Genomic DNA, 18,904 nt, shown 5'->3' on the forward strand with positions numbered 1-18,904 from the left:
CTTAAATCCCATTGAAAAGATGTGGGCTTGGATTAAGCAAATACGCAAAGAATGGCGGATGGATTGTATTGATACTTTATGCTTTTATCTGCTTTGGCTTGGATTGGGTTTTAGATGATTTCACTATACTATTACTGGAATAGCGATCTAATTTCTGTGACTCTTTTATTAGCCTTTGACTATATAGCGGCCCCCAAAAAAATACATACAGAACTTAGAGATAGAATACTTTTTTCAAAGTGGATATTTAATTAACGTTATATACATTTTTTGGGAAGTTGGTTATAGCTAAATATCTTTAACTCGTATACAAAGTTGATTCATCTTGCCTTACTGATGTGTGCAGTCTGTAACAAGAGCTATAGCTGAATGGGTGAATCGCCCTGACTTTATCGGAGACCTAATTACTTGAGTCAGGCTGCTATGCCTGACGTGATTAGGGGGTTGATGATTCATTTTTTCAAACTCAAAAGGTGATAGATAACCTATTGTACTGTTAAGTCGCTCTTTGTTGTACCAGTCTACCGATTCCAAAGTAGCCGGCTTGACATCTCTTAAGCCTTGCCATTGTAGTTTGCAATATTGGCTCTAGACAAACAGGTTATTCCTGATAGTCTAGAGCCAATATATTTATCGATCTAAAATCAAGCCCTATGATAGGGATGATTTTGATTGATTGTCCAAGCTCGATAAATAGCCTCGGCAACAATAATTCTCACTAATGGATGAGGAAAAGTTAGTTTCCCAAGAGACCAGCTTTCATCTGCTTTATTTTTAACACTATCACTAATACCTTCCGGCCCACCAATAATCAAAGCTATCTTACGATAATTTGATTGCCAATAATTTAACCGCTCTGCTAGCGTTTCACTATTATGCAATTTCCCAGGAATATCAAGCGTAATAACGTAATCAGCTCCTTCAATAGCCTTTAAGATTTGCTTATCTTCTTTACTACGTGCAGAGCTAATTTGCTGCTTATCGCTGCGTTTTTGTAATGGAATTTCTGTTAAAGATAATATTACCTCTTTTTTTAAGCGCTCTGCATACTCTAGATAGCCTTTATTTACCCAGTCAGGCATTTTATGCCCAACCGCTATTAAATTAATATGCACTTTAATCCACTACTACTTCAATTGAGGTAATATCTGTTGAGCTGGAGGAAAACCTTGTTTAGCTGCTTGAGAAATATATTGTTTACCTTGAGTAACATTTACTTTTACGCCATCTCCCTTAATAAGCATCATGCCATAGTTAAATTGTGCTGCAGCATCTCCTTTATCAGCTAATATTTTTAATAAGGGGGCAGCCTGAGTAGGCTGTTTTTGAGATAAATAATAAAGCGCTAAATCATATTGTGCAGGCGGATACCCCTGCTGTGCAGATTTTTTTAGCCAAATAAGCGCATTTTTTGCATTAACTTTTGTACCATCTCCATTACTATATGCAACAGATAGATTATATTGAGCAATAGCATCTCCAGCCGCTGCTGCATTCTGTAAATGCTTAAATGCTTCAACTTTATTTCCTTTCTGATACGCGGTTGCAGCTGCTTGCATTTCAGCTTGTGGATTAGCTGCATATAATGCCTCACTAGCTATTCCCAATCCTAAAATTGCGGCAAATAACATACGTTTCATACAGCCTCCTAAGGTTTATTTAGACGCTTGATAGCGAAGATCCCAAACTCCATGCCCTTTATTAAGACCTCGTTTTTCAAATTTAGTTAACGGTCTCCAATCTGGACGCTCTGCAAATCCATCTTCATTCCCTAAATTTTCCCACTTCTGATCATCAATAAAAATTTCTTGCATCCATTGGGCATAATTTTCCCAATCTGTTGCACAATGCAGTTCGCCATTCGCCGTTAATTTTTGATATAGAAAATCTGTAAAAGATTTTTGAACCAAACGACGCTTATGGTGTCTTTTTTTTGGCCAAGGATCTGGGAAATAAATCTGAATTCGGCTAAATGAATTATCCTCAACATGCTGATTAAGCACAGCTACTGCATCATGGCGAATTAACCTTAAATTTTGAATATTGGCTTCTTCTATTTTTAGCAAAGCATGGCCAACGCCAGGACCATGGACTTCTATCCCAAGAAAATTTTTCTCAGGATAATTTATTGCCATTTGAACAAGACTTTCCCCGTTACCGAAACCTATTTCTAGTATCCATTCTGAGCTAATTTGTGGATAAAGTGTTTCTTGTTTTAGAATACCTACATCTTCTTTAATTTCAATACCATAAATAGGCCATAAATTTTCATATGCCCTATCTTGCCCAGCAGTCATTCTTCCTTGTCTTAAAACAAAACTTTTAATTGTCATAAGCGTTTATCATGCTTAATAATAGCGTAAGCTGAATGATTATGAATTGACTCAAAGTTCTCAGATGATACCGTATAAGCTAGAATTCTATCATCTTCATTCAACATAATTGCGACATCTCTAACAATATCTTCAACAAACTTTGGATTCTCATACGCATGTTCCGTAACATACTTTTCATCTGGACGCTTTAAAGTTGCCCAAATTGGACAAGAACCACCTTTCTCGCCCATATAAATCAGCTCTTCGATAAAAAAAGGATTATCAGCATCATATAGCGCTGTGATAATAATATGAGAACGTTGATTATGTGCACCATATTGAGAGATTTCTTTTGAACAAGGACAAAGACTTGTCACTGGAACAGTAACCTCTACAACAATATCTTTTTCTTGCATACTTCCATCAATTGTGAGAGATACTTGATATTCCATTAAACTTTGCGTTTTACTAATAGGTGCTAATTTTTCTACAAAATAAGGAAAATCAAGGATAATAGTCCCTTCAAGCGCATTCAGCCTCTTTAACATCTCAGCATGTAAATCATCTAAGGCTGATAATTGATAGCAAGCAGTTTCATTAAGCAAATGAATAAACCTAGACATATGCGTCCCTTTTTTATCATGAGGTAATGAAACCGTCATCTCAACTTCTGCGACTGTATGAGTGATGTTTCCTTCATGATTTTTAATTGCAAAAGGAATTCTAATATCTCTAATACCAACACGATTAATGGATAATTCTCGTTTATCAGGCGTACCTTGTATATCAGGAATACTATTAATGTCCACCATTATTTTACTCTTTAAATTAAAAAATCTATTATCAGTATATTTGCAAATCATGCAAGCATATAATCTACTTTTAAAGTCAGGCTTTACTGCTCTTTAATCTTAGGTTCATAATACTCATTTTCCTTTTCAGCAATTTTACGCGTAAATCTATCCATCCATTGAGTAGATAATAAACGTTTTGCCAACCCCATCAGCCAAGTAGCCTTTGTAACATAATATCTTGATTTAGGTTTTTTAGATTCTAAAGCATGAATTAATACTTTAACTACCGCATCAGGAGAAAGTGTAAACGGTGCTTTCTTTTCACTTTCCAAACGTTGTATCATTTTTAGATAAGAAACTTTATGCAGGCTATGTTTAGCATCAATCCAACGATTAAATTGTAAATAAGCATTTTTACGAAAATGGCTTGTAATCGGACCAGGCTCAATTAAACTAACATAAATTCCACTACCATGTAGCTCCATTCTTAAGACATCAGTCAATCCCTCCAATGCAAACTTACTAGCAACATAAGCACCTCTATAACGCATTGCAGCCAGCCCTAAAACAGAACTATTGTTAATAATCCGACCAAAACCCTGCCTTCTCATAATAGGGAGCACTGCAATCGTCAGTTCGTGCCAGCCCAATAAAGTATTATCTAACTGATATGCCAATGCACTACGAGATAAATCTTCTACCGCCCCCGGAATGGCAAATGCTCCATTATTAAATAAAGCATCTAAACGACCATTGGTTAACTTTAATGTCCAATCCAAAGCCATAGCAATAGAATCTGGAGATGCCAAATCAAGTTGCACCGCTTGCAAGCCTTCTGCTTTTAAACGCTCCACATCACTCGCATCTCTTGCGCTGGCTATCACTTGCCAACCTTTATCATGCAACTGTTTTGCAGCTGCATAGCCAATACCACTTGAGCAACCTGTAATCAAGACAGAACGCTGAGTCATTTAATACCTTTTTCCCATATCATCATTTGCTCATCTGCAAACATAGCAAATTCTTTTTCTTTCTCTAACCCTTCTTTTTGAAACCTCATCCAATCATTTGTATGCTCATCTATTAATTGCACCAATAACTCAATATGTTTTGGAGAAGCATTTAAAGCTGGAATATAGTCATAGTTTTTGCCACCTGAATTTAAAAATAACTCTCGATTAGTTTCTGCTATTTCCTCTAAAGTTTCTAAACAGTCTGCTGAGAAACCAGGACACATTACCGCGACTGATTGAGTTCCTTTCTTAGCTAACTCTTCCAGCCTTATATCAGTATAAGGCTGTAACCAAGGTTCGCTACCAAAACGAGATTGAAAAACCAACTCTACAAAATCGTTTGATAAATTTAATTTCTCACGAAATAGCCTTGCAGTTTTATGACAAAAACAAAAATAAGGATCACCTTCCTCTAAATAACGCTTAGGCACGCCATGAAATGATAATAAAAGCTTTTCAGGATGACCATTTTTCTCACAATATTCTTGATAAGAGTCTGCTAATGCCGAAATATATAAGTCATGATCATGCCAGTGATGAATAAAACGCCATTCAGGCATATAACGCATGCTACGAAAAGAATGAGCCACTTCATCAATAACACTAGCCGTCGTTGCATCCGAATACTGTGGATACATAGGTATAATCAAAAGTTGATTAACGCCTTTTAATTTTAAATCCGCTAATTTACTTGCAATAGAAGGATTTCCGTATCGCATTGCATAGTCGATTATAATATGTTCTCGCTTATTAGAAACAAAATATTCTTGAATAGCTTTGACTTGTTTCTCTGTAATAACTAAAAGCGGTGAACCCTCATCTGTCCATATTTTTTGATAAAGCATAGCCGATTTTTTGGGCCGAGTTTGTAAAATAATACCATTTAAAATCGGCCACCATTTCCAACGTGGTAAATCGATTACTCTAAAGTCGGATAAGAATTCTTTTAAATAACGCTTCAATGCTGGAGTCGTAGGCTCGTCTGGAGAGCCTAGATTAATCAATAATACAGCACTTTTAGAAGTAGAATGTTGAAACATTTTATATCCAAAATAAAAAAGCCCCGCTTAATAGCGGGGCTTTTTTATATTATTCACCACGCTCAATTGGGCGATCAACAAGCTCAACATAAGCCATTGGTGCCTGATCACCTGGACGATATCCACATTTCAAAATACGTACATACCCACCAGGACGTCCTTTATAACGAGGAGCTAGCTCAGCAAATAGCTTTTGTACTGCATTACGATCACGTAGACGAGCAAATGCTAGACGACGAGCCGCTACTGTATCATTATTTTTTGCATGAGTAATCATTGGTTCAATAACTCTTCTTAAATCCTTTGCTTTTGGCAAAGTTGTTTTAATAAGTTCATGTTCAATCAATGATACTGACATATTCTTGAACATCGCTTGGCGATGTGCACTGGTCCGGCTAAATTTACGACCGGCTAATTTATGTCTCATAAGTCACTCCAAATTCGTGTAGCCGATATTAATTTTGCGGCCAATTTTCAATATCCATACCAAGCTCTAAATTATGAGCGGCAAGAACTTCTTTAATTTCATTTAATGACTTTTTACCAAGATTAGGAGTTTTTAATAACTCCACTTCAGTTCTTCTTACTAAGTCACCAATATTATTGATATTTTCAGCTTTTAAGCAATTTGCTGAACGCACTGTTAACTCTAAATCATCAACAGGTCGAAGTAAAACTGGATCAATATGAACTTCTTCCTCAGTTTCTTCTTCAATTTCTGTAGATTCAAGTTTAACAAACACTTTAATCTGATTATGGAGAATAGTTGCTGCTTCTCTAATTGCTTGTTCAGGCTCAATTGTCCCATTAGACTCAATATCAATAATAAGTTTATCTAAGTCGGTACGCTGCTCTACACGTGCTTGTTCTACACGATAAGCGATTCGACGAATAGGACTAAAAGAAGCATCAAGTTTAAGTACTTTAGCTTTGCTATATTCTTCCTCATCAGAATTTTGTGTAACTACTTTATAGCCACGACCTTTTTCGACTGTAGCAGTCATTTCAAAAGGCAAATCTTGAGTTAGATGCGCAATAACATAATCAGGATTAGCAATTTCAACACCAGCAGGCACTTGAAAATCACCTGCTTTTACCACCCCTGCTTTATTCACACGTAATTTTAATTCAGCTCGATCCAAATCAGGCATTATTAATGCCACTCCTTTAAGATTAAGGAGAACATCAATAACATCTTCTTTTACACCTTCAATCGCTGAATATTCATGTAAAACACCATTAATATCACACTCAGTGATAGCAGCTCCTTCAATAGAAGATAATAAAACTCTACGCAAAGCTGTACCAAGAGTGTAACCAAAGCCACGTTCTAGTGGCTCAAGTGTCACACGGGAGGTGTTTGGCCCAATTTCTTTAATTTGAACAATTTTTGGGGTTAACAATTCAGATAAAGCCATACCAACACCTTAGATAGAAATAACAAAAACCCGATTACTTCGAGTAAAGCTCAACAACAAGAGATTCGTTAATGTCAGCAGACAAATCGATACGCTCTGGAACTCGTTTAAATTGCCCAGTCATTTTACTGGTATCAACTTCAACCCAGTCTACAAAACCACGCTGAGCCGCCATCTCTAAAGCACTTTGAATTCTAACTTGTGAACGAGATTTTTCACGAACTGAAACTACATCTTCAGCTTGTACTTGATAAGATGCAATTGTTACTCGTTGACCATTAACTTCGATGGCACCATGAGAAACTAATTGTCTTGCCTCAGCTCTTGTAGAACCATAACCCATTCTATAAACAACGTTATCTAAACGCTGTTCTAAAAGTTGTAATAGGTTTTCACCTGTAGAGCCTTTTTTCTGAGCAGCTTTTTTATAGTAGTTACGGAACTGACGTTCTAAAACCCCATAAATACGTTTAAGTTTTTGTTTCTCACGTAACTGGCCACCATAATCTGATAATCGACCTCTACGAGCACCATGCTGTCCTGCAGCAGCACCCATATTACATTTTGATTCTAAAGGACGAACACCTGATTTCAGCTCCAAATCAACGCCTTCGCGACGCGCCAATCGACACTTAGGTCCAATATATCTAGCCATGTTTACTCCTTAATTATTTTACACACGACGTTTCTTAGGCGGGCGACAACCGTTGTGTGGCACCGGAGTAACATCGGTAATACTATGAATATTAAATCCACTTGCATTTAATGCACGCACAGCGGATTCACGCCCAGGTCCTGGTCCTTTGATATTAACATCTAAATTTTGTACACCATATTCTTTAGCTGCTTCTCCTGCACGTTCTGCAGCAACCTGAGCAGCAAAAGGGGTACTTTTACGAGAACCACGAAAACCTGAACCACCGGCAGTTGCCCAAGAAAGCGTGTTACCCTGACCATCAGTAATAGTCACGATTGTATTGTTAAATGATGCGTGAACGTGCGCAACAGCGTCCACAACAACACGCTTTGCTTTTTTTCTTACGTTTTTTTGTTTACCAGCAGCCTTAGCCATAAAATTACTCTCTTAAAATTAACGTTTGATTGGACGACGAGGACCCTTCCGAGTACGCGCATTTGTTTTTGTACGCTGACCTCTTACCGGTAAACTACGACGATGACGTAGTCCACGATAACATCCTAAATCCATCAATCGTTTTATATCCATTGATACTTGACGACGAAGATCCCCTTCAACCTGGTACTCAGAAACTGCTTGACGTAATGCATCAACTTCTGAATCACTCAGCTCTTGAATTTTTTTATCGGTTGGTACATTAGCTGCTGCGCAAATTGCTTTAGCACGACTAGGACCAATACCGTAAATTGAGGTCAACGCAATTACTGTATGTTTTTTAGTAGGTACGTTGATACCAGCAATACGAGCCATATTTACTCCTAAAAATAAAGGCGGAGAATTTTAAACAATTCTCACCATTAAGTCAAAATAATTAGCCCTGACGTTGCTTATGACGCTTATCAGTGCAAATTACACGAACACTACCATTACGACGGATAATCCGACAGTTACGGCACATTTTTTTTACTGAAGCACTTACTTTCATTTATAAAACCTTACCCATATATAAATAAGAAATAACTAATTTAACGATGATACTGACCACCAAATCCAGATAAATTAGCTTTTTTCATCAATGATTCATATTGCTTAGATACAATATGAGATTGAACTTGAGACATAAAATCCATTGCGACAACAACAGCGATTAACAATGATGTTCCACCAAAAAGAAATAATACTTGACCAGAAGCAGAGCCAATATTTAGTAAAGATGGTAGAACGCAAACAAACGCAACATAAAAAGCACCTACCAAAGTCAAACGTTCTTGAACTTTGTCTAAGTAATCGGCTGTTTGCTTTCCTGGGCGAAAACCTTGTATAAAAGCATTAGATTTTTTTAAATTATCTGCTAGCTCTCTATTTTCAAACATCATCGCAGTATAGAAGAAAGAAAAGAGAATAATTAGCAAACTAAATGTCGCAATATATAGCCATGCTCCTTGATGAAATCCATTTGCTAAATCGCTAATATATCTTCCAAAGGTATTTTGCATTCCCGAAAATAAAGATAGCCCAGAGACAAGTAACGTAATAATCGCCGAAGCAAAAATTGCTGGAATAACTCCGGCCATATTGATTTTTAACGGCAAATGCTGTCTATCTCCCATAGAACGCGCCATACCTTGTTGCCTCTTAGCGTAATGAATCGCTATTCTACGCTGTGCTCTTTCAACAAATACAATCAAGGCAAATAATCCAACAATTACTCCCAAAGTTAAGAAAAATTGAGGATAGCCAATCTCTCCAACCTTAGCCTGGTTAATAAGGTTACCAATACCTTTAGGCATATTTACAGCAATTCCACCAAAAATTAGCATTGATATTCCATTTCCAATACCTTTTTCTGTAATTTGCTCTCCAAGCCACATCATAAATAAAGCACCAACTGCTAATCCAATAGTAGCAATTAATAAAAACTGTAAAGGAGCAATATTTGATAATTTCATACCTGCAGCCATTACTGTTCTTGATATAGCATAACCTTGAATCAACGCTAGAAACAAAGTCAAATAACGAGTGTACTGAGTGATTTTTTTCTGTCCACTGCTACCCTGCTGTCTTAGCTCTTTTAGCGGTGGATACATATGAGCAAGTAACTGCATTACAATAGAAGCAGTTATATAAGGTGCCACACCTAATGCTAATAAAGAGGCGTTAGACAACGCCCCACCAGAGAACATATTGAACAATTGAAAAATAGAGCCTTTTCCACTTTCAAACATATCTCGTATTTGTGCCAAGTCAACACCTGGCACTGGAATGTGTGCACCAATACGATAAACAACTAATGCAATAACCAAAAACCAAAGTCTTGCAGTTAATTCTTTATAAGGATTGGATTGGGGCTTTGCCATGAGTTTATAGCCTTATTTATTCTTCAAGTTTCCCGCCAGCAGCTTCGACTGCTTGCTTTGCACCTTCTGTTAAGGTAATACCTTTTAGCGTTAATGCTTTAGATACTTCACCATGTAAATAAACTTTTACATTTAAAGATGCTTTGGGAATTAAACCTATAGACTTCAACACATTAATATCAATCACATCAGCATCAACTTTTGCTAATTCTGATAATCTTAAACGTGCTGTTTGACTTTTATTTAAACTTTTAAAACCACGCTTCGGTAAGCGTCTTTGTAATGGCATTTGTCCGCCTTCAAAGCCTACTTTATGATATCCACCACTACGTGCTTTTTGCCCTTTATGACCCTTACCGCTTGTTTTTCCTAAACCTGAACCGATTCCGCGTCCTAAGCGTTTAGCCTGTTGACGCGAACCCTCTGCCGGTTTCAATTCATTTAATCGCATTTCAAACCTCTTCAACTTTCAGTAAATAAGAGACTTTGTTAATCATGCCTCTATTTTCTGGCGTATCTAATACTTCGCGAGATTGATGCATTTTGCGAAGTCCTAAACCAGCAACACATTGCTTATGCGCCTCTAAACGACCATTTAAGCTTTTAACTAACGTCACGCGAACCTTATTGGACATTTGCTAATACCTCTTCAGTTGTTTTACCACGCTTAGCAGCAACATCTTTTACTGTATTCATAGATTGAAGACCACTAATTGTTGCACGAACCACATTACCTGGGTTACGTGTTCCCATACATTTAGCTAAAACGTCTTTAATCCCTACAACTTCAAAAACAGCACGCATAGCACCACCAGCAATGATTCCTGTACCTTCAGAAGCTGGCTGCATATAAACTTTTGCTGCACCATGACGACCAATAACTGGATGTTGTAATGTTTCTTTATGTAAAGAAATAGTTACTAGGCTTTTCTTAGCTTGATCCATAGCTTTTTGAATGGCAACTGGAACTTCTTTTGCCTTCCCATAACCAAAGCCTACTTTTCCGTTACCATCGCCTACAACAACTAGAGCTGCAAATGCGAACTGACGTCCACCTTTAACAACCTTTGTAACACGATTAACTGCGACTAATTTTTCCAAGAATTCATTATCTTGTTGACGTTCTTTTTGCTGCGCCATAATTACCTCTTAAAATTGCAAACCAGCTTCTCGCGCTGCATCTGCAAGCGCTTTTACGCGACCATGATAGCGGAACCCACTACGATCAAAAGCAATACTTTCAATTCCTAATGATTTAGCTTTTTCACCAATCAATTTTCCTACTTTTGCAGCAGCTTCTACATTACCAGTATATTTTAAATCTTGTGAAACTGCTTTTTGTAAAGTAGAAACAGTTGCAAGAACACGATTATCTTCGCCACCAATAATTTGCGCATAAATATGACGAGCCGTTTTATTAACAATCAAGCTAGGCTTATGAGAAGCTCTAATATTTAAGCGAGTACGTTTGCCACGACGAATACGATTAATTTTTTTCTGATTCATCTTCTACCCCTTATTTTTTCTTAGCTTCTTTCATTGCAACATGCTCATTTGCATAACGAACACCTTTTCCTTTATAAGGCTCAGGCGGACGATAAGCACGAATTTTTGCTGCAACTTCGCCAACTAACTGCTTATCACTTCCTTTTACCAAAATTTCTGTTTGGCTCGGTGTTTCGACAGTAATACCTTGTGGGACAGAAAACTCAATTGGATGAGAAAATCCAAGTGAAAGGTTAACTTTCTGACCTTGAGCTTGAGCTCTATATCCCACCCCAATAAGCTGCAGCTTTTTCTCAAAACCTTCACTTACACCAATAACCATATTGTTAACTAATGCTCTCATTGTTCCAGTCATTGCCCAATGAGCAGCTGTTTCTTGTTCAGGTTTAATTAACAACTTACCATCATTTTCTTCTATCCGAGTAAAAGGATGTAAATCTAGCTCTAATTGACCTTTACTACCTTTTATAGAAACTTTTTTATCAGCAATAGAAACATTAACCCCATTAGGAATACTAACTGGTTGCTTACCAACTCTAGACATCTATCCTCCTAAGCCACAAAGCAAATGATTTCGCCACCAACACCGTTTTCACGCGCTCGATAATCACTCATCATACCTTTTGAAGTAGATACGATTGCAATTCCTAAGCCACCTTGAACACGTGGTAACTCATCTTTACCTTTAAAGATGCGCAAACCAGGACGACTAATGCGTTTAATTAATTCTATAACAGGCTTACCTTGATAATATTTTAAATGAATTGTTAGCTCTGGTTTTATATTACCAGCAATTTCATAAGATTGTATATAGCCTTCATCTTGCAAAACTTTTGCAATTGCAACTTTTTGTTTTGAAGATGGTATTGTTACTAAAGAACGACCGATACGTTGAGCATTACGAATACGCGTAAGCATATCGGCGATAGGATCCATTAACATTTAAACCTCTTTTTCAGTATCAGATCTTCTGATCTTGGAACTTAAATTAAATTGATAAATAAAAATATTACCAACTTGCTTTTTTAACGCCTGGTACTTCACCACGCATTGCTAATTCACGTAATTTTATTCTTGATAAGCCAAATTTACGATAAACAGCATGTGGACGACCAGTAATACGACAGCGACGTTGTAAACGTGCTGGAGAAGCATTACGAGGAAGTTTTTGTAACTTTTCTTGTGCTTCTAAACGTTCTTCTTCGCTATAAGTATCAACTTTTCGAATAATTTCTTTTAGTTGTTCACGTTTTTCTGCATATTTTTTAACGGTTTTAATTCGCTTAGCTTCGCGATTTACCATACTTTTTTTTGCCATAAATTATCCTTTAAATGGGAATCCGAAGGATTCTAATAAAACTTTAGCCTGTTCATTAGTTTTCGCAGTAGTAGTGAAAGTTATATCCATACCACGAATACTATCAGTTTTTTCAAAGTCAATTTCTGGAAAAATAATATGCTCTTTAACACCAAAAGTATAATTTCCACGTCCATCAAAAGATTTTGGACTTAAACCACGAAAATCACGAGTTCTTGGTAAAGAAATATTGATTAATCTATCCAAAAACTCATACATTTGTTCACGTCTTAAAGTTACTTTACAACCAATTGGCCAACCGTCGCGAATCTTAAATCCTGCAATAGATTTTTTTGATTTAGTTACAATTGGTTTTTGTCCACTAATTAATGCTAAATCACGAACAGCATTATCCATGATTTTTTTATCATTAACCGCTTCACCAACGCCCATATTAATAGTAATTTTCTCTAAACGAGGAACTTCCATTACATTAGATAACTCTAATTTTTCTTTTAATGCAGGCGCTAATTTTTCTTTATATAGTTTATGTAGACGAGCCATAATCACCTCAGTTTATTTTGACATCGCCAGTTTTCAATACTCGGATTTTTTTACCATCCTCTATCTTAAAACCAACACGACTGCCTTTTCCAGTTTCAGGATTAACAAGCATAACATTAGAGATATGAATAGAAGCTTCTTTTTGTACTTTTCCACCCTCAATACCTAATTGAGGATTAGGGCGTACATGCTTAACTACTTTATTAATACCTTCAACAATTACTCTATCACCTAGAACAGAAGCTACTTTTCCTCGCTGTCCTTTGTTCTTGCCAGCAATTACAATAACTTCATCGCCATTTTTGATACGTTTCATAAGACTTCCTTACAATACTTCAGGAGCAAGAGAAACTATTTTCATAAATTTCTCACTACGAAGCTCGCGGGCAATCGGACCAAAAACACGTGTACCTATTGGTTCTAATTTTGCATTAAGCAAAACAGCAGCATTTCCATCAAAACGCAATACAGAACCGTCACGACGACGAACACCTTTACGAGTACGTACAATCAAAGCGTTATAAACATCACCTTTTTTTACACGTCCACGTGGCATAGCTTCTTTTACAGAAACTTTAATTACATCGCCAATACCCGCGTAACGACGATGTGATCCACCTAATACTTTTATACATTGCAACTCTCTTGCGCCGCTATTATCAGCCACAGAGAGGCGAGATTGCATTTGAATCATAAAACCTCCTTAACCTTTAGCGCGCTCAACAATTTCTACCAAACGCCAAGTTTTGGTTTTAGAAATTGGTCGAGATTGAGCAATACGCACAGTATCACCAATATTACATTCGTTATTTTCATCATGAGCGTGACATTTTAATGTTTTTCTCACATATTTTCCATAAACAGGATGTCTCTCATATCTAACGACTGTTACAGTGATAGATTTATCACCTTTATTACTTACTACTTGACCTTGTAGCGTACGTTGAATTGATTGTTGTTCGCTCATTGCTTATACCTTTACATTATTTTGTGCTAAGAGCGTTTTAACGCGAGCAATATCACGTCTGGTTTGACGGATTTGGTGAGTTTGCTCTAACTGTCCACTAGCTTTTTGCATAGTTAATTTTAGCTGAGCTTGACGAAGCTCTAACAATTCTTGCTTTAAACTAGAAACATCTTTTTCTTTTAGATCTTTCAAACTCATCACATCACCTTCCGGCTCTCAAAAACTGTTTGAACAGGTAGTTTAGCGGCAGCAAGTCTAAATGCTTCTCTTGCCAACTCTTCGCTAACTCCTTCCATTTCATATAAAACAGTACCAGGTTGAACTTTAGCAACCCAATATTCAACGTTACCTTTACCTTTACCTTGACGAACTTCTAAAGGTTTATTTGTAACTGGAACATCTGGAAATATACGAATCCAAACTTTACCACCACGCTTAACATGACGGTTAATAGCTCTACGAGCAGCTTCAATTTGTCGAGCAGTAATTCTACCACGAGTAGTTGCTTTTAAACCAAATTCCCCAAAGCTAATTGAGTTTCCAGATTGCGCAATGCCACGGTTGCGACCTTTATGTTGTTTTCTAAATTTAGTGCGTTTAGGCTGTAACATAATTGCTCACCTTAATCCTTGCGACGTGCACGAGGTTTCGCAGCACGACGATTACGCTTATTATCATCAGATGGTTCACGATTATTATCAACCACCTCGTTACTATTTAGGTTTTCGCCTTTAAAAATCCAAACCTTAACGCCAATTACTCCATAAGTAGTATGCGCTTCAGCTAAACCATAATCAATATCTGCACGCAGAGTATGAAGAGGCACTCTTCCTTCTCTATACCATTCTGTACGTGCAATTTCTGCACCATTCAAACGACCTGAAATACTTACTTTAATACCAGATGCACCTAAACGCATTGTTGAAGCAACAGCTCGTTTCATAGCACGTCTAAACATTACCCGACGCTCAAGTTGTTTGGCAATGCTATCTGCAACTAAATAAGCATCAAGCTCTGGTCGACGAATTTCTTCGATATTGATTGAAGCAGGAACGCCAAGAATCTTACTAACTTCTTTTTTTAAGACTTCAATATCTTCGCCTTTTTTACCAATTACAATTCCTGGACGAGCTGTAAAAATTGTAATTTGCGCTCCATTTCTTGGACGCTCAATTTGTATTTTGCTAACCGAAGCATGAGCAAGTTTTTTACGAATATACTCACGAACCTCGAAATCTTTTTCTAGAAAGTCTGCGTAATCACGACCTTCTGCATACCACTTAGATATCCAGTCTTTAGAAACACCTAAGCGAAAACCTATTGGATGTACTTTTTGACCCATCTTATACTCCCGCTTAACGCTCTGAGACGCGAATAAAAATATTGCTAGTACGCTTTAAAATTCTCGTACCACGCCCTTTAGCTCTTGCAGCAAAACGCTTCATCGTCATCCCTTCGCCAACTTGAATTTCTGCTACATGAAGTTCATCAATATCTGCACCTTCATTATTTTCCGCATTAGCGATAGCTGAGTTAAGAACTTTCAAAATAATTGCCGCTGCTTTTTTCTGACTAAAAGTCAAAATTTCAACAGCTTCATAAATATGTTTACCACGAATTTGATCTGCAACTAATCTCGCTTTTTGTGCGGAGATACGGGCAGCTCGTAGCTTTGCAATAGCTTCCATTACATTACTCCTTACTTGCCTTTCTTATCTGCCGCATGTCCGCGGTAATTACGTGTTGGAGCAAATTCTCCCAACTTATGCCCTATCATATCTTCACTAATCAAAACAGGAACATGCTGCTTACCATTATGAATAGCCATAGTAAGACCTATCATATCTGGAGTAATCATAGATCGACGTGACCATGTTTTTATAGGTTTTTTGCTTTTATTAGCAACAGCCTCATCAACTTTCTTAGCTAAGTGCAAGTCAATGAAGAAACCTTTTTTCAATGAACGTGCCATAGCTTAACCTCTCTTCTTACGGCGCTGAACAATAAGCTTATCAGTTCGCTTATTTTTACGTGTTTTTTTGCCTTTAGTCGGTTGTCCCCAAGGACTAACTGGGTGACGTCCTCCAGACGTTCGACCTTCACCACCACCATGTGGGTGATCAACCGGATTCATTACAACCCCACGAACAGTTGGACGAATACCTCTCCAACGCGTAGCACCTGCTTTACCTAAAGAGCGTAAGCTATGCTCATGGTTACTAACCTCACCAATTACCGCACGACAATCAGCCAATACTCGACGGCGCTCACCAGATTTTAATCTAAGCGTGGCATACTTACCTTCACGAGCGACAACTTGAGCAGATGCGCCAGCACTACGTGCAAGCTGAGCGCCTTTACCTGGTTTCATTTCAATACAATATACTGTCGAACCAACAGGAATATTGCGAAGCGGTAAACAGTTACCTACTTTTATAGGCGCATCATCACCACTTCTAACTTTATCACCTGCTTTCATACCGCGCGCAGCTACAATATAACGTCTTTCACCGTCCATATATTTTAGCAATGCAATAAATGCAGTACGATTAGGGTCATATTCTAGTCTTTCTACTACAGCATCAATACCGTCTTTGGTTCTTTTAAAATCAATAATACGATATTTATGAGCATGACCTCCACCACGATGTCTGGTAGTAATACGACCTGCATTATTTCTTCCATTACCTCTTGTTTGCTTTTCAACTAACGCAGCAAAAGGCGCTCCTTTATGAAGTTCTGGACGAGTAACATCAATTACAAAGCGTCGACCAGCAGAAGTAGGTTTATGTTTAATAATTGCCATTATTTACTCCTTAACCTTGCTCAGAAAGCAACGCTTCCATATTGACTGATGGATCTAAACTAACATAAGCTTTCTTGAAGTCTTTTCTACGACCAATACGCTGACCAAATCTTTTTGTTTTACCTTTAACTTTAACCGTATTTACTGCTAAAACTTGGACTTCAAGTAAAGACTCAACTGCTTGGCGTATTTCTTCTTTAGTTGCTGTAGTATCAACTTTAAAAACCAACTGCTTTGAGGCTGCAATTCTTGAAGATTTTTCAGTAACATGCGGCGCTTTAATTATTTGCAATAAACGCTCTTGTTTCATGATAACCACTCATTAATATGTTCTAAAGCTGCTTTATCAACAACAACCATTTCATGTCGAAGCAGTAAAGCGGGATCAATTGCTGTACTATCCACTACTGTAATTTTAGGAATATTACGAGCAGCAAGATAAAGATTTAAATTGTCACTTCCTAAAATAAACAATACATCTTCACCAAACTCTTGTTCTTTTAAAAGCGCTATAAAAGCTTTTGTTTTAGGGCTTCCCAACTCTAAGCTTTCAACAGCAACTAAACGACTTGTACGATTTAATTCCGCCAAAATACTTTTTAGCGCTGCACGATACATTTTTTTATTTATTTTTTTACTATAATCGCGCGACTTTGCAGCAAAAGCAACACCGCCAGAACGCCAAATAGGAGATCTTATTGTACCTGCTCTAGCTCTACCAGTACCTTTTTGCTTCCAAGGTTTAGCACCTCCACCAGAAACCTCTGAACGAGTTTTTTGTGCTTTGGTTCCAGCTCTAGCTCCAGCTAAAAATGAAATAACCACTTGATGAACAAGTGCTTCATTATATTCGCTAGAAAAAATAGCATCAGAAACAGAGATTTTATTGGAAGTATTTTTTAATTGAATTTCCATTACTTCCCCCTTATGCCTTGACCGATGGACGAATAGTTACAAAACCACCCTTACTACCAGGAACTGCTCCCTTAATAAGGATTAAATTTCTTTCAGCATCAATTCGAGCAATCTCTAAATTCTGAACACTACGCATTACATTCCCCATATGTCCAGACATTTTTTTGCCCTTAAATACTCGACCTGGCGTTTGGTTTTGCCCTATTGAACCCGGCACTCGATGAGAAAGAGAGTTACCATGAGTTTTACGTTGTCCACGAAAATTATGGCGCTTTATCGTACCTTGAAAACCTTTACCAACACTTCGTGCACGAACATCTACTTTTTGACCAGCTTCAAAAATAGACAACTCAACCTGCTTCCCAACTTCATATTCTGAAATTTCTTCTTCAGAAAGACGGAATTCCTTCACAAAGATTCCAGCCGGCACATTTGCCTTTGCAAAATGCCCTGCTTCAGGTTTACTTACTTTGTTTGATTTTTTCTCACCCAAAGAAACCTGAACAGCCACATAACCATCCGTTTCTAAAGTTTTTATTTGTGAAATGATGTTTGGCTTTACTTCAATTACCGTAACGGCATTTGCAGTTCCATCTTCATCAAAAATTCGAGTCATACCAATTTTTTGACCCACTAATCCCATTGTCATATTTACATTCCTCAAGTAAATGAAAAAGGCGAGAGGAGGGCGGGAGACCCTCTTCGCCTTCAAAAGCTCTCGAAAGGTGCAAGATTTTACTGCAATTCTATCTTAACGTCAACACCTGCCGCTAAGTCTAACTTCATAAGAGCATCAACTGTTTTATCAGTAGGATCTACAATATCCATAATTCTTTTATGGGTACGCATCTCATATTGATCACGAGCATCTTTATTTACATGCGGTGATATCAACACAGTATAGATTTCTTTTTTTACAGGTAAAGGAATTGGACCTTTGACTTGTGCACCAGCTCTTTTTGCAGTTTCTACAATCTGTTTAGCAGATGCATCAATTAATCTATGATCATATGATTTCAATCTAATACGAATTTTTTGATTATTCGCCATAATATTTACTCAATAATTTTAGAAACGACACCCGCACCTACCGTACGTCCGCCTTCACGAATCGCAAAGCGCAAGCCATCATCCATCGCAATTGGGTGAATGAGATTCACTTCCATCTTAATGTTATCACCAGGCATAACCATTTCTACACCTTCTGGAAGAATACATTCACCAGTAACATCCGTTGTACGGAAGTAGAACTGTGGACGGTAACCTTTTAAGAAT

The 18,904-nt window shown here is 37.4% G+C and carries 35 protein-coding genes and 1 pseudogene; all 36 read right to left on the bottom strand.

Annotation, left to right across the window (positions count from 1 at the left end):
* Window positions 1-330 precede the first annotated feature (330 nt).
* A pseudogene (locus tag A5N85_RS17480) lies at window positions 331-555 on the bottom strand (IS3 family transposase); the annotation flags it as partial.
* A gap of 89 nt (window positions 556-644) precedes the next feature.
* Window positions 645-1,115, bottom strand: coding sequence for a 23S rRNA (pseudouridine(1915)-N(3))-methyltransferase RlmH (gene rlmH, locus A5N85_RS00080; protein WP_072575386.1), 471 nt, complete (start codon window positions 1,113-1,115; stop codon window positions 645-647).
* Between the two features lie 12 nt (window positions 1,116-1,127).
* On the bottom strand, window positions 1,128-1,640 hold the full coding sequence (locus tag A5N85_RS00085) for a tetratricopeptide repeat protein (protein ID WP_072575387.1): 513 nt from the start codon (window positions 1,638-1,640) through the stop codon (window positions 1,128-1,130).
* Window positions 1,641-1,655: 15 nt separating this feature from the next.
* Window positions 1,656-2,333: a tRNA (guanosine(46)-N7)-methyltransferase TrmB gene (trmB, locus tag A5N85_RS00090; protein WP_072575388.1), complete on the bottom strand. Its 678-nt coding sequence runs from the start codon at window positions 2,331-2,333 to the stop codon at window positions 1,656-1,658.
* Window positions 2,330-3,127, bottom strand: a complete 798-nt coding sequence (gene folE2 / locus A5N85_RS00095) for a GTP cyclohydrolase FolE2 (RefSeq protein WP_072575389.1) — start codon at window positions 3,125-3,127, stop codon at window positions 2,330-2,332. The genes trmB and folE2 overlap by 4 nt, the downstream gene beginning before the upstream one ends.
* Before the next feature lie 83 nt (window positions 3,128-3,210).
* The gene (locus A5N85_RS00100; protein ID WP_072575390.1) at window positions 3,211-4,080 is read right to left on the bottom strand and encodes an SDR family NAD(P)-dependent oxidoreductase; all 870 of its coding nucleotides are present in this window, start codon (window positions 4,078-4,080) and stop codon (window positions 3,211-3,213) included.
* Window positions 4,077-5,162: a ferrochelatase gene (hemH, locus tag A5N85_RS00105; protein WP_072575391.1), complete on the bottom strand. Its 1,086-nt coding sequence runs from the start codon at window positions 5,160-5,162 to the stop codon at window positions 4,077-4,079. Before hemH ends, A5N85_RS00100 begins: the two co-directional genes overlap by 4 nt.
* Window positions 5,163-5,211: 49 nt before the next feature.
* Entirely contained in the window at window positions 5,212-5,589 is a 378-nt protein-coding gene (rplQ, locus tag A5N85_RS00110; RefSeq protein ID WP_072575392.1) for a 50S ribosomal protein L17, read from the bottom strand.
* Window positions 5,590-5,617: 28 nt separating this feature from the next.
* Window positions 5,618-6,580, bottom strand: a complete 963-nt coding sequence (locus A5N85_RS00115) for a DNA-directed RNA polymerase subunit alpha (RefSeq protein WP_072575393.1) — start codon at window positions 6,578-6,580, stop codon at window positions 5,618-5,620.
* A 34-nt stretch (window positions 6,581-6,614) separates the two neighbouring features.
* On the bottom strand, window positions 6,615-7,235 hold the full coding sequence (gene rpsD / locus A5N85_RS00120) for a 30S ribosomal protein S4 (protein WP_072575394.1): 621 nt from the start codon (window positions 7,233-7,235) through the stop codon (window positions 6,615-6,617).
* A gap of 18 nt (window positions 7,236-7,253) precedes the next feature.
* The gene (rpsK, locus tag A5N85_RS00125; RefSeq protein ID WP_072575395.1) at window positions 7,254-7,652 is read right to left on the bottom strand and encodes a 30S ribosomal protein S11; all 399 of its coding nucleotides are present in this window, start codon (window positions 7,650-7,652) and stop codon (window positions 7,254-7,256) included.
* Between the two features lie 18 nt (window positions 7,653-7,670).
* Window positions 7,671-8,027: a 30S ribosomal protein S13 gene (gene rpsM / locus A5N85_RS00130; RefSeq protein WP_072575396.1), complete on the bottom strand. Its 357-nt coding sequence runs from the start codon at window positions 8,025-8,027 to the stop codon at window positions 7,671-7,673.
* Between the two features lie 61 nt (window positions 8,028-8,088).
* The gene (gene rpmJ / locus A5N85_RS00135) at window positions 8,089-8,202 is read right to left on the bottom strand and encodes a 50S ribosomal protein L36 (RefSeq protein WP_072575397.1); all 114 of its coding nucleotides are present in this window, start codon (window positions 8,200-8,202) and stop codon (window positions 8,089-8,091) included.
* A 40-nt stretch (window positions 8,203-8,242) separates the two neighbouring features.
* Window positions 8,243-9,574, bottom strand: a complete 1,332-nt coding sequence (gene secY / locus A5N85_RS00140; RefSeq protein WP_072575398.1) for a preprotein translocase subunit SecY — start codon at window positions 9,572-9,574, stop codon at window positions 8,243-8,245.
* Between the two features lie 16 nt (window positions 9,575-9,590).
* Window positions 9,591-10,025, bottom strand: a complete 435-nt coding sequence (gene rplO, locus A5N85_RS00145; protein ID WP_072575399.1) for a 50S ribosomal protein L15 — start codon at window positions 10,023-10,025, stop codon at window positions 9,591-9,593.
* Between the two features lies 1 nt (window position 10,026).
* Window positions 10,027-10,209 carry a 50S ribosomal protein L30 gene (gene rpmD, locus A5N85_RS00150; RefSeq protein WP_072575400.1) on the bottom strand — a complete coding sequence of 61 codons (183 nt, stop codon included), beginning with the start codon at window positions 10,207-10,209 and terminating at the stop codon, window positions 10,027-10,029.
* Window positions 10,199-10,714, bottom strand: a complete 516-nt coding sequence (gene rpsE, locus A5N85_RS00155; RefSeq protein WP_072575401.1) for a 30S ribosomal protein S5 — start codon at window positions 10,712-10,714, stop codon at window positions 10,199-10,201. Before rpsE ends, rpmD begins: the two co-directional genes overlap by 11 nt.
* A gap of 9 nt (window positions 10,715-10,723) precedes the next feature.
* A complete protein-coding gene (gene rplR / locus A5N85_RS00160; protein WP_072575402.1) occupies window positions 10,724-11,080 on the bottom strand; it encodes a 50S ribosomal protein L18 in 357 nt (118 codons plus the stop codon).
* 10 nt (window positions 11,081-11,090) lie between these two features.
* Entirely contained in the window at window positions 11,091-11,624 is a 534-nt protein-coding gene (gene rplF, locus A5N85_RS00165) for a 50S ribosomal protein L6 (RefSeq protein ID WP_072575403.1), read from the bottom strand.
* Window positions 11,625-11,632: 8 nt separating this feature from the next.
* Window positions 11,633-12,022, bottom strand: coding sequence for a 30S ribosomal protein S8 (gene rpsH / locus A5N85_RS00170; protein WP_072575404.1), 390 nt, complete (start codon window positions 12,020-12,022; stop codon window positions 11,633-11,635).
* 67 nt (window positions 12,023-12,089) lie between these two features.
* A complete protein-coding gene (gene rpsN / locus A5N85_RS00175; protein ID WP_072575405.1) occupies window positions 12,090-12,398 on the bottom strand; it encodes a 30S ribosomal protein S14 in 309 nt (102 codons plus the stop codon).
* 3 nt (window positions 12,399-12,401) lie between these two features.
* Window positions 12,402-12,941, bottom strand: coding sequence for a 50S ribosomal protein L5 (gene rplE / locus A5N85_RS00180; protein WP_072575406.1), 540 nt, complete (start codon window positions 12,939-12,941; stop codon window positions 12,402-12,404).
* 7 nt (window positions 12,942-12,948) lie between these two features.
* A complete protein-coding gene (gene rplX, locus A5N85_RS00185; RefSeq protein ID WP_072575407.1) occupies window positions 12,949-13,257 on the bottom strand; it encodes a 50S ribosomal protein L24 in 309 nt (102 codons plus the stop codon).
* 9 nt (window positions 13,258-13,266) lie between these two features.
* On the bottom strand, window positions 13,267-13,635 hold the full coding sequence (gene rplN, locus A5N85_RS14905; RefSeq protein WP_115305917.1) for a 50S ribosomal protein L14: 369 nt from the start codon (window positions 13,633-13,635) through the stop codon (window positions 13,267-13,269).
* 9 nt (window positions 13,636-13,644) lie between these two features.
* Window positions 13,645-13,908: a 30S ribosomal protein S17 gene (gene rpsQ, locus A5N85_RS14910; RefSeq protein ID WP_115305915.1), complete on the bottom strand. Its 264-nt coding sequence runs from the start codon at window positions 13,906-13,908 to the stop codon at window positions 13,645-13,647.
* Window positions 13,909-13,911: 3 nt separating this feature from the next.
* Window positions 13,912-14,106: a 50S ribosomal protein L29 gene (gene rpmC / locus A5N85_RS00195; protein ID WP_072575408.1), complete on the bottom strand. Its 195-nt coding sequence runs from the start codon at window positions 14,104-14,106 to the stop codon at window positions 13,912-13,914.
* Window positions 14,106-14,519: a 50S ribosomal protein L16 gene (gene rplP, locus A5N85_RS00200; RefSeq protein WP_072575409.1), complete on the bottom strand. Its 414-nt coding sequence runs from the start codon at window positions 14,517-14,519 to the stop codon at window positions 14,106-14,108. Before rplP ends, rpmC begins: the two co-directional genes overlap by 1 nt.
* 11 nt (window positions 14,520-14,530) lie before the next feature.
* On the bottom strand, window positions 14,531-15,250 hold the full coding sequence (gene rpsC, locus A5N85_RS00205; protein ID WP_072575410.1) for a 30S ribosomal protein S3: 720 nt from the start codon (window positions 15,248-15,250) through the stop codon (window positions 14,531-14,533).
* A gap of 13 nt (window positions 15,251-15,263) precedes the next feature.
* Window positions 15,264-15,596 carry a 50S ribosomal protein L22 gene (gene rplV / locus A5N85_RS00210; RefSeq protein WP_072575411.1) on the bottom strand — a complete coding sequence of 111 codons (333 nt, stop codon included), beginning with the start codon at window positions 15,594-15,596 and terminating at the stop codon, window positions 15,264-15,266.
* A gap of 11 nt (window positions 15,597-15,607) precedes the next feature.
* Window positions 15,608-15,880: a 30S ribosomal protein S19 gene (gene rpsS / locus A5N85_RS00215; protein WP_072575412.1), complete on the bottom strand. Its 273-nt coding sequence runs from the start codon at window positions 15,878-15,880 to the stop codon at window positions 15,608-15,610.
* 3 nt (window positions 15,881-15,883) lie between these two features.
* Window positions 15,884-16,714: a 50S ribosomal protein L2 gene (rplB, locus tag A5N85_RS00220; RefSeq protein ID WP_072575413.1), complete on the bottom strand. Its 831-nt coding sequence runs from the start codon at window positions 16,712-16,714 to the stop codon at window positions 15,884-15,886.
* A 10-nt stretch (window positions 16,715-16,724) separates the two neighbouring features.
* Window positions 16,725-17,024 (bottom strand): 50S ribosomal protein L23, encoded by a 300-nt coding sequence (gene rplW, locus A5N85_RS00225; protein ID WP_072575414.1) that lies wholly within the window; start codon window positions 17,022-17,024, stop codon window positions 16,725-16,727.
* The gene (rplD, locus tag A5N85_RS00230; protein ID WP_072575415.1) at window positions 17,021-17,629 is read right to left on the bottom strand and encodes a 50S ribosomal protein L4; all 609 of its coding nucleotides are present in this window, start codon (window positions 17,627-17,629) and stop codon (window positions 17,021-17,023) included. Before rplD ends, rplW begins: the two co-directional genes overlap by 4 nt.
* Before the next feature lie 10 nt (window positions 17,630-17,639).
* On the bottom strand, window positions 17,640-18,278 hold the full coding sequence (gene rplC / locus A5N85_RS00235; RefSeq protein ID WP_072575416.1) for a 50S ribosomal protein L3: 639 nt from the start codon (window positions 18,276-18,278) through the stop codon (window positions 17,640-17,642).
* 86 nt (window positions 18,279-18,364) lie between these two features.
* On the bottom strand, window positions 18,365-18,679 hold the full coding sequence (rpsJ, locus tag A5N85_RS00240; RefSeq protein WP_072575417.1) for a 30S ribosomal protein S10: 315 nt from the start codon (window positions 18,677-18,679) through the stop codon (window positions 18,365-18,367).
* 5 nt (window positions 18,680-18,684) lie between these two features.
* On the bottom strand, window positions 18,685-18,904 hold a 220-nt coding region (locus A5N85_RS00245), incomplete at its 5' end, for an EF-Tu C-terminal domain-related protein (RefSeq protein WP_487247928.1).

This window comes from Suttonella ornithocola (genome assembly GCF_001889065.1).
GTDB classification, from domain to species: domain Bacteria; phylum Pseudomonadota; class Gammaproteobacteria; order Cardiobacteriales; family Cardiobacteriaceae; genus Suttonella_A; species Suttonella_A ornithocola.

Excerpts from the sequence above, each read along its gene's own strand:
- folE2 (WP_072575389.1), bottom strand. The coding sequence starts at position 3,127 with ATGGTGGACATTAATAGTATTCCTGATATACAAGGTACGCCTGATAAA.
- hemH (WP_072575391.1), bottom strand. The coding sequence starts at position 5,162 with ATGTTTCAACATTCTACTTCTAAAAGTGCTGTATTATTGATTAATCTA.
- A5N85_RS00100 (WP_072575390.1), bottom strand. The coding sequence starts at position 4,080 with ATGACTCAGCGTTCTGTCTTGATTACAGGTTGCTCAAGTGGTATTGGC.
- rplQ (WP_072575392.1), bottom strand. The coding sequence starts at position 5,589 with ATGAGACATAAATTAGCCGGTCGTAAATTTAGCCGGACCAGTGCACAT.
- rplE (WP_072575406.1), bottom strand. The coding sequence starts at position 12,941 with ATGGCTCGTCTACATAAACTATATAAAGAAAAATTAGCGCCTGCATTA.
- rpsD (WP_072575394.1), bottom strand. The coding sequence starts at position 7,235 with ATGGCTAGATATATTGGACCTAAGTGTCGATTGGCGCGTCGCGAAGGC.
- rplB (WP_072575413.1), bottom strand. The coding sequence starts at position 16,714 with ATGGCAATTATTAAACATAAACCTACTTCTGCTGGTCGACGCTTTGTA.
- rplO (WP_072575399.1), bottom strand. The coding sequence starts at position 10,025 with ATGCGATTAAATGAATTGAAACCGGCAGAGGGTTCGCGTCAACAGGCT.
- rplN (WP_115305917.1), bottom strand. The coding sequence starts at position 13,635 with ATGATTCAAATGCAATCTCGCCTCTCTGTGGCTGATAATAGCGGCGCA.
- rpsC (WP_072575410.1), bottom strand. The coding sequence starts at position 15,250 with ATGGGTCAAAAAGTACATCCAATAGGTTTTCGCTTAGGTGTTTCTAAA.
- rplX (WP_072575407.1), bottom strand. The coding sequence starts at position 13,257 with ATGAAACGTATCAAAAATGGCGATGAAGTTATTGTAATTGCTGGCAAG.
- rpsE (WP_072575401.1), bottom strand. The coding sequence starts at position 10,714 with ATGGCGCAGCAAAAAGAACGTCAACAAGATAATGAATTCTTGGAAAAA.
- rplD (WP_072575415.1), bottom strand. The coding sequence starts at position 17,629 with ATGGAAATTCAATTAAAAAATACTTCCAATAAAATCTCTGTTTCTGAT.
- rpsH (WP_072575404.1), bottom strand. The coding sequence starts at position 12,022 with ATGTTAATGGATCCTATCGCCGATATGCTTACGCGTATTCGTAATGCT.
- rpmC (WP_072575408.1), bottom strand. The coding sequence starts at position 14,106 with ATGAGTTTGAAAGATCTAAAAGAAAAAGATGTTTCTAGTTTAAAGCAA.
- A5N85_RS00115 (WP_072575393.1), bottom strand. The coding sequence starts at position 6,580 with ATGGCTTTATCTGAATTGTTAACCCCAAAAATTGTTCAAATTAAAGAA.
- secY (WP_072575398.1), bottom strand. The coding sequence starts at position 9,574 with ATGGCAAAGCCCCAATCCAATCCTTATAAAGAATTAACTGCAAGACTT.
- rplW (WP_072575414.1), bottom strand. The coding sequence starts at position 17,024 with ATGAAACAAGAGCGTTTATTGCAAATAATTAAAGCGCCGCATGTTACT.
- rplC (WP_072575416.1), bottom strand. The coding sequence starts at position 18,278 with ATGACAATGGGATTAGTGGGTCAAAAAATTGGTATGACTCGAATTTTT.
- rpsQ (WP_115305915.1), bottom strand. The coding sequence starts at position 13,908 with ATGAGCGAACAACAATCAATTCAACGTACGCTACAAGGTCAAGTAGTA.
- rplP (WP_072575409.1), bottom strand. The coding sequence starts at position 14,519 with ATGTTACAGCCTAAACGCACTAAATTTAGAAAACAACATAAAGGTCGC.
- rpsN (WP_072575405.1), bottom strand. The coding sequence starts at position 12,398 with ATGGCAAAAAAAAGTATGGTAAATCGCGAAGCTAAGCGAATTAAAACC.
- rpmJ (WP_072575397.1), bottom strand. The coding sequence starts at position 8,202 with ATGAAAGTAAGTGCTTCAGTAAAAAAAATGTGCCGTAACTGTCGGATT.
- rpsS (WP_072575412.1), bottom strand. The coding sequence starts at position 15,880 with ATGGCACGTTCATTGAAAAAAGGTTTCTTCATTGACTTGCACTTAGCT.
- rpmD (WP_072575400.1), bottom strand. The coding sequence starts at position 10,209 with ATGTCCAATAAGGTTCGCGTGACGTTAGTTAAAAGCTTAAATGGTCGT.
- rpsK (WP_072575395.1), bottom strand. The coding sequence starts at position 7,652 with ATGGCTAAGGCTGCTGGTAAACAAAAAAACGTAAGAAAAAAAGCAAAG.
- rpsJ (WP_072575417.1), bottom strand. The coding sequence starts at position 18,679 with ATGGCGAATAATCAAAAAATTCGTATTAGATTGAAATCATATGATCAT.
- rplR (WP_072575402.1), bottom strand. The coding sequence starts at position 11,080 with ATGAATCAGAAAAAAATTAATCGTATTCGTCGTGGCAAACGTACTCGC.
- rpsM (WP_072575396.1), bottom strand. The coding sequence starts at position 8,027 with ATGGCTCGTATTGCTGGTATCAACGTACCTACTAAAAAACATACAGTA.
- A5N85_RS00085 (WP_072575387.1), bottom strand. The coding sequence starts at position 1,640 with ATGAAACGTATGTTATTTGCCGCAATTTTAGGATTGGGAATAGCTAGT.
- rplV (WP_072575411.1), bottom strand. The coding sequence starts at position 15,596 with ATGGAAGCTATTGCAAAGCTACGAGCTGCCCGTATCTCCGCACAAAAA.
- trmB (WP_072575388.1), bottom strand. The coding sequence starts at position 2,333 with ATGACAATTAAAAGTTTTGTTTTAAGACAAGGAAGAATGACTGCTGGG.
- rplF (WP_072575403.1), bottom strand. The coding sequence starts at position 11,624 with ATGTCTAGAGTTGGTAAGCAACCAGTTAGTATTCCTAATGGGGTTAAT.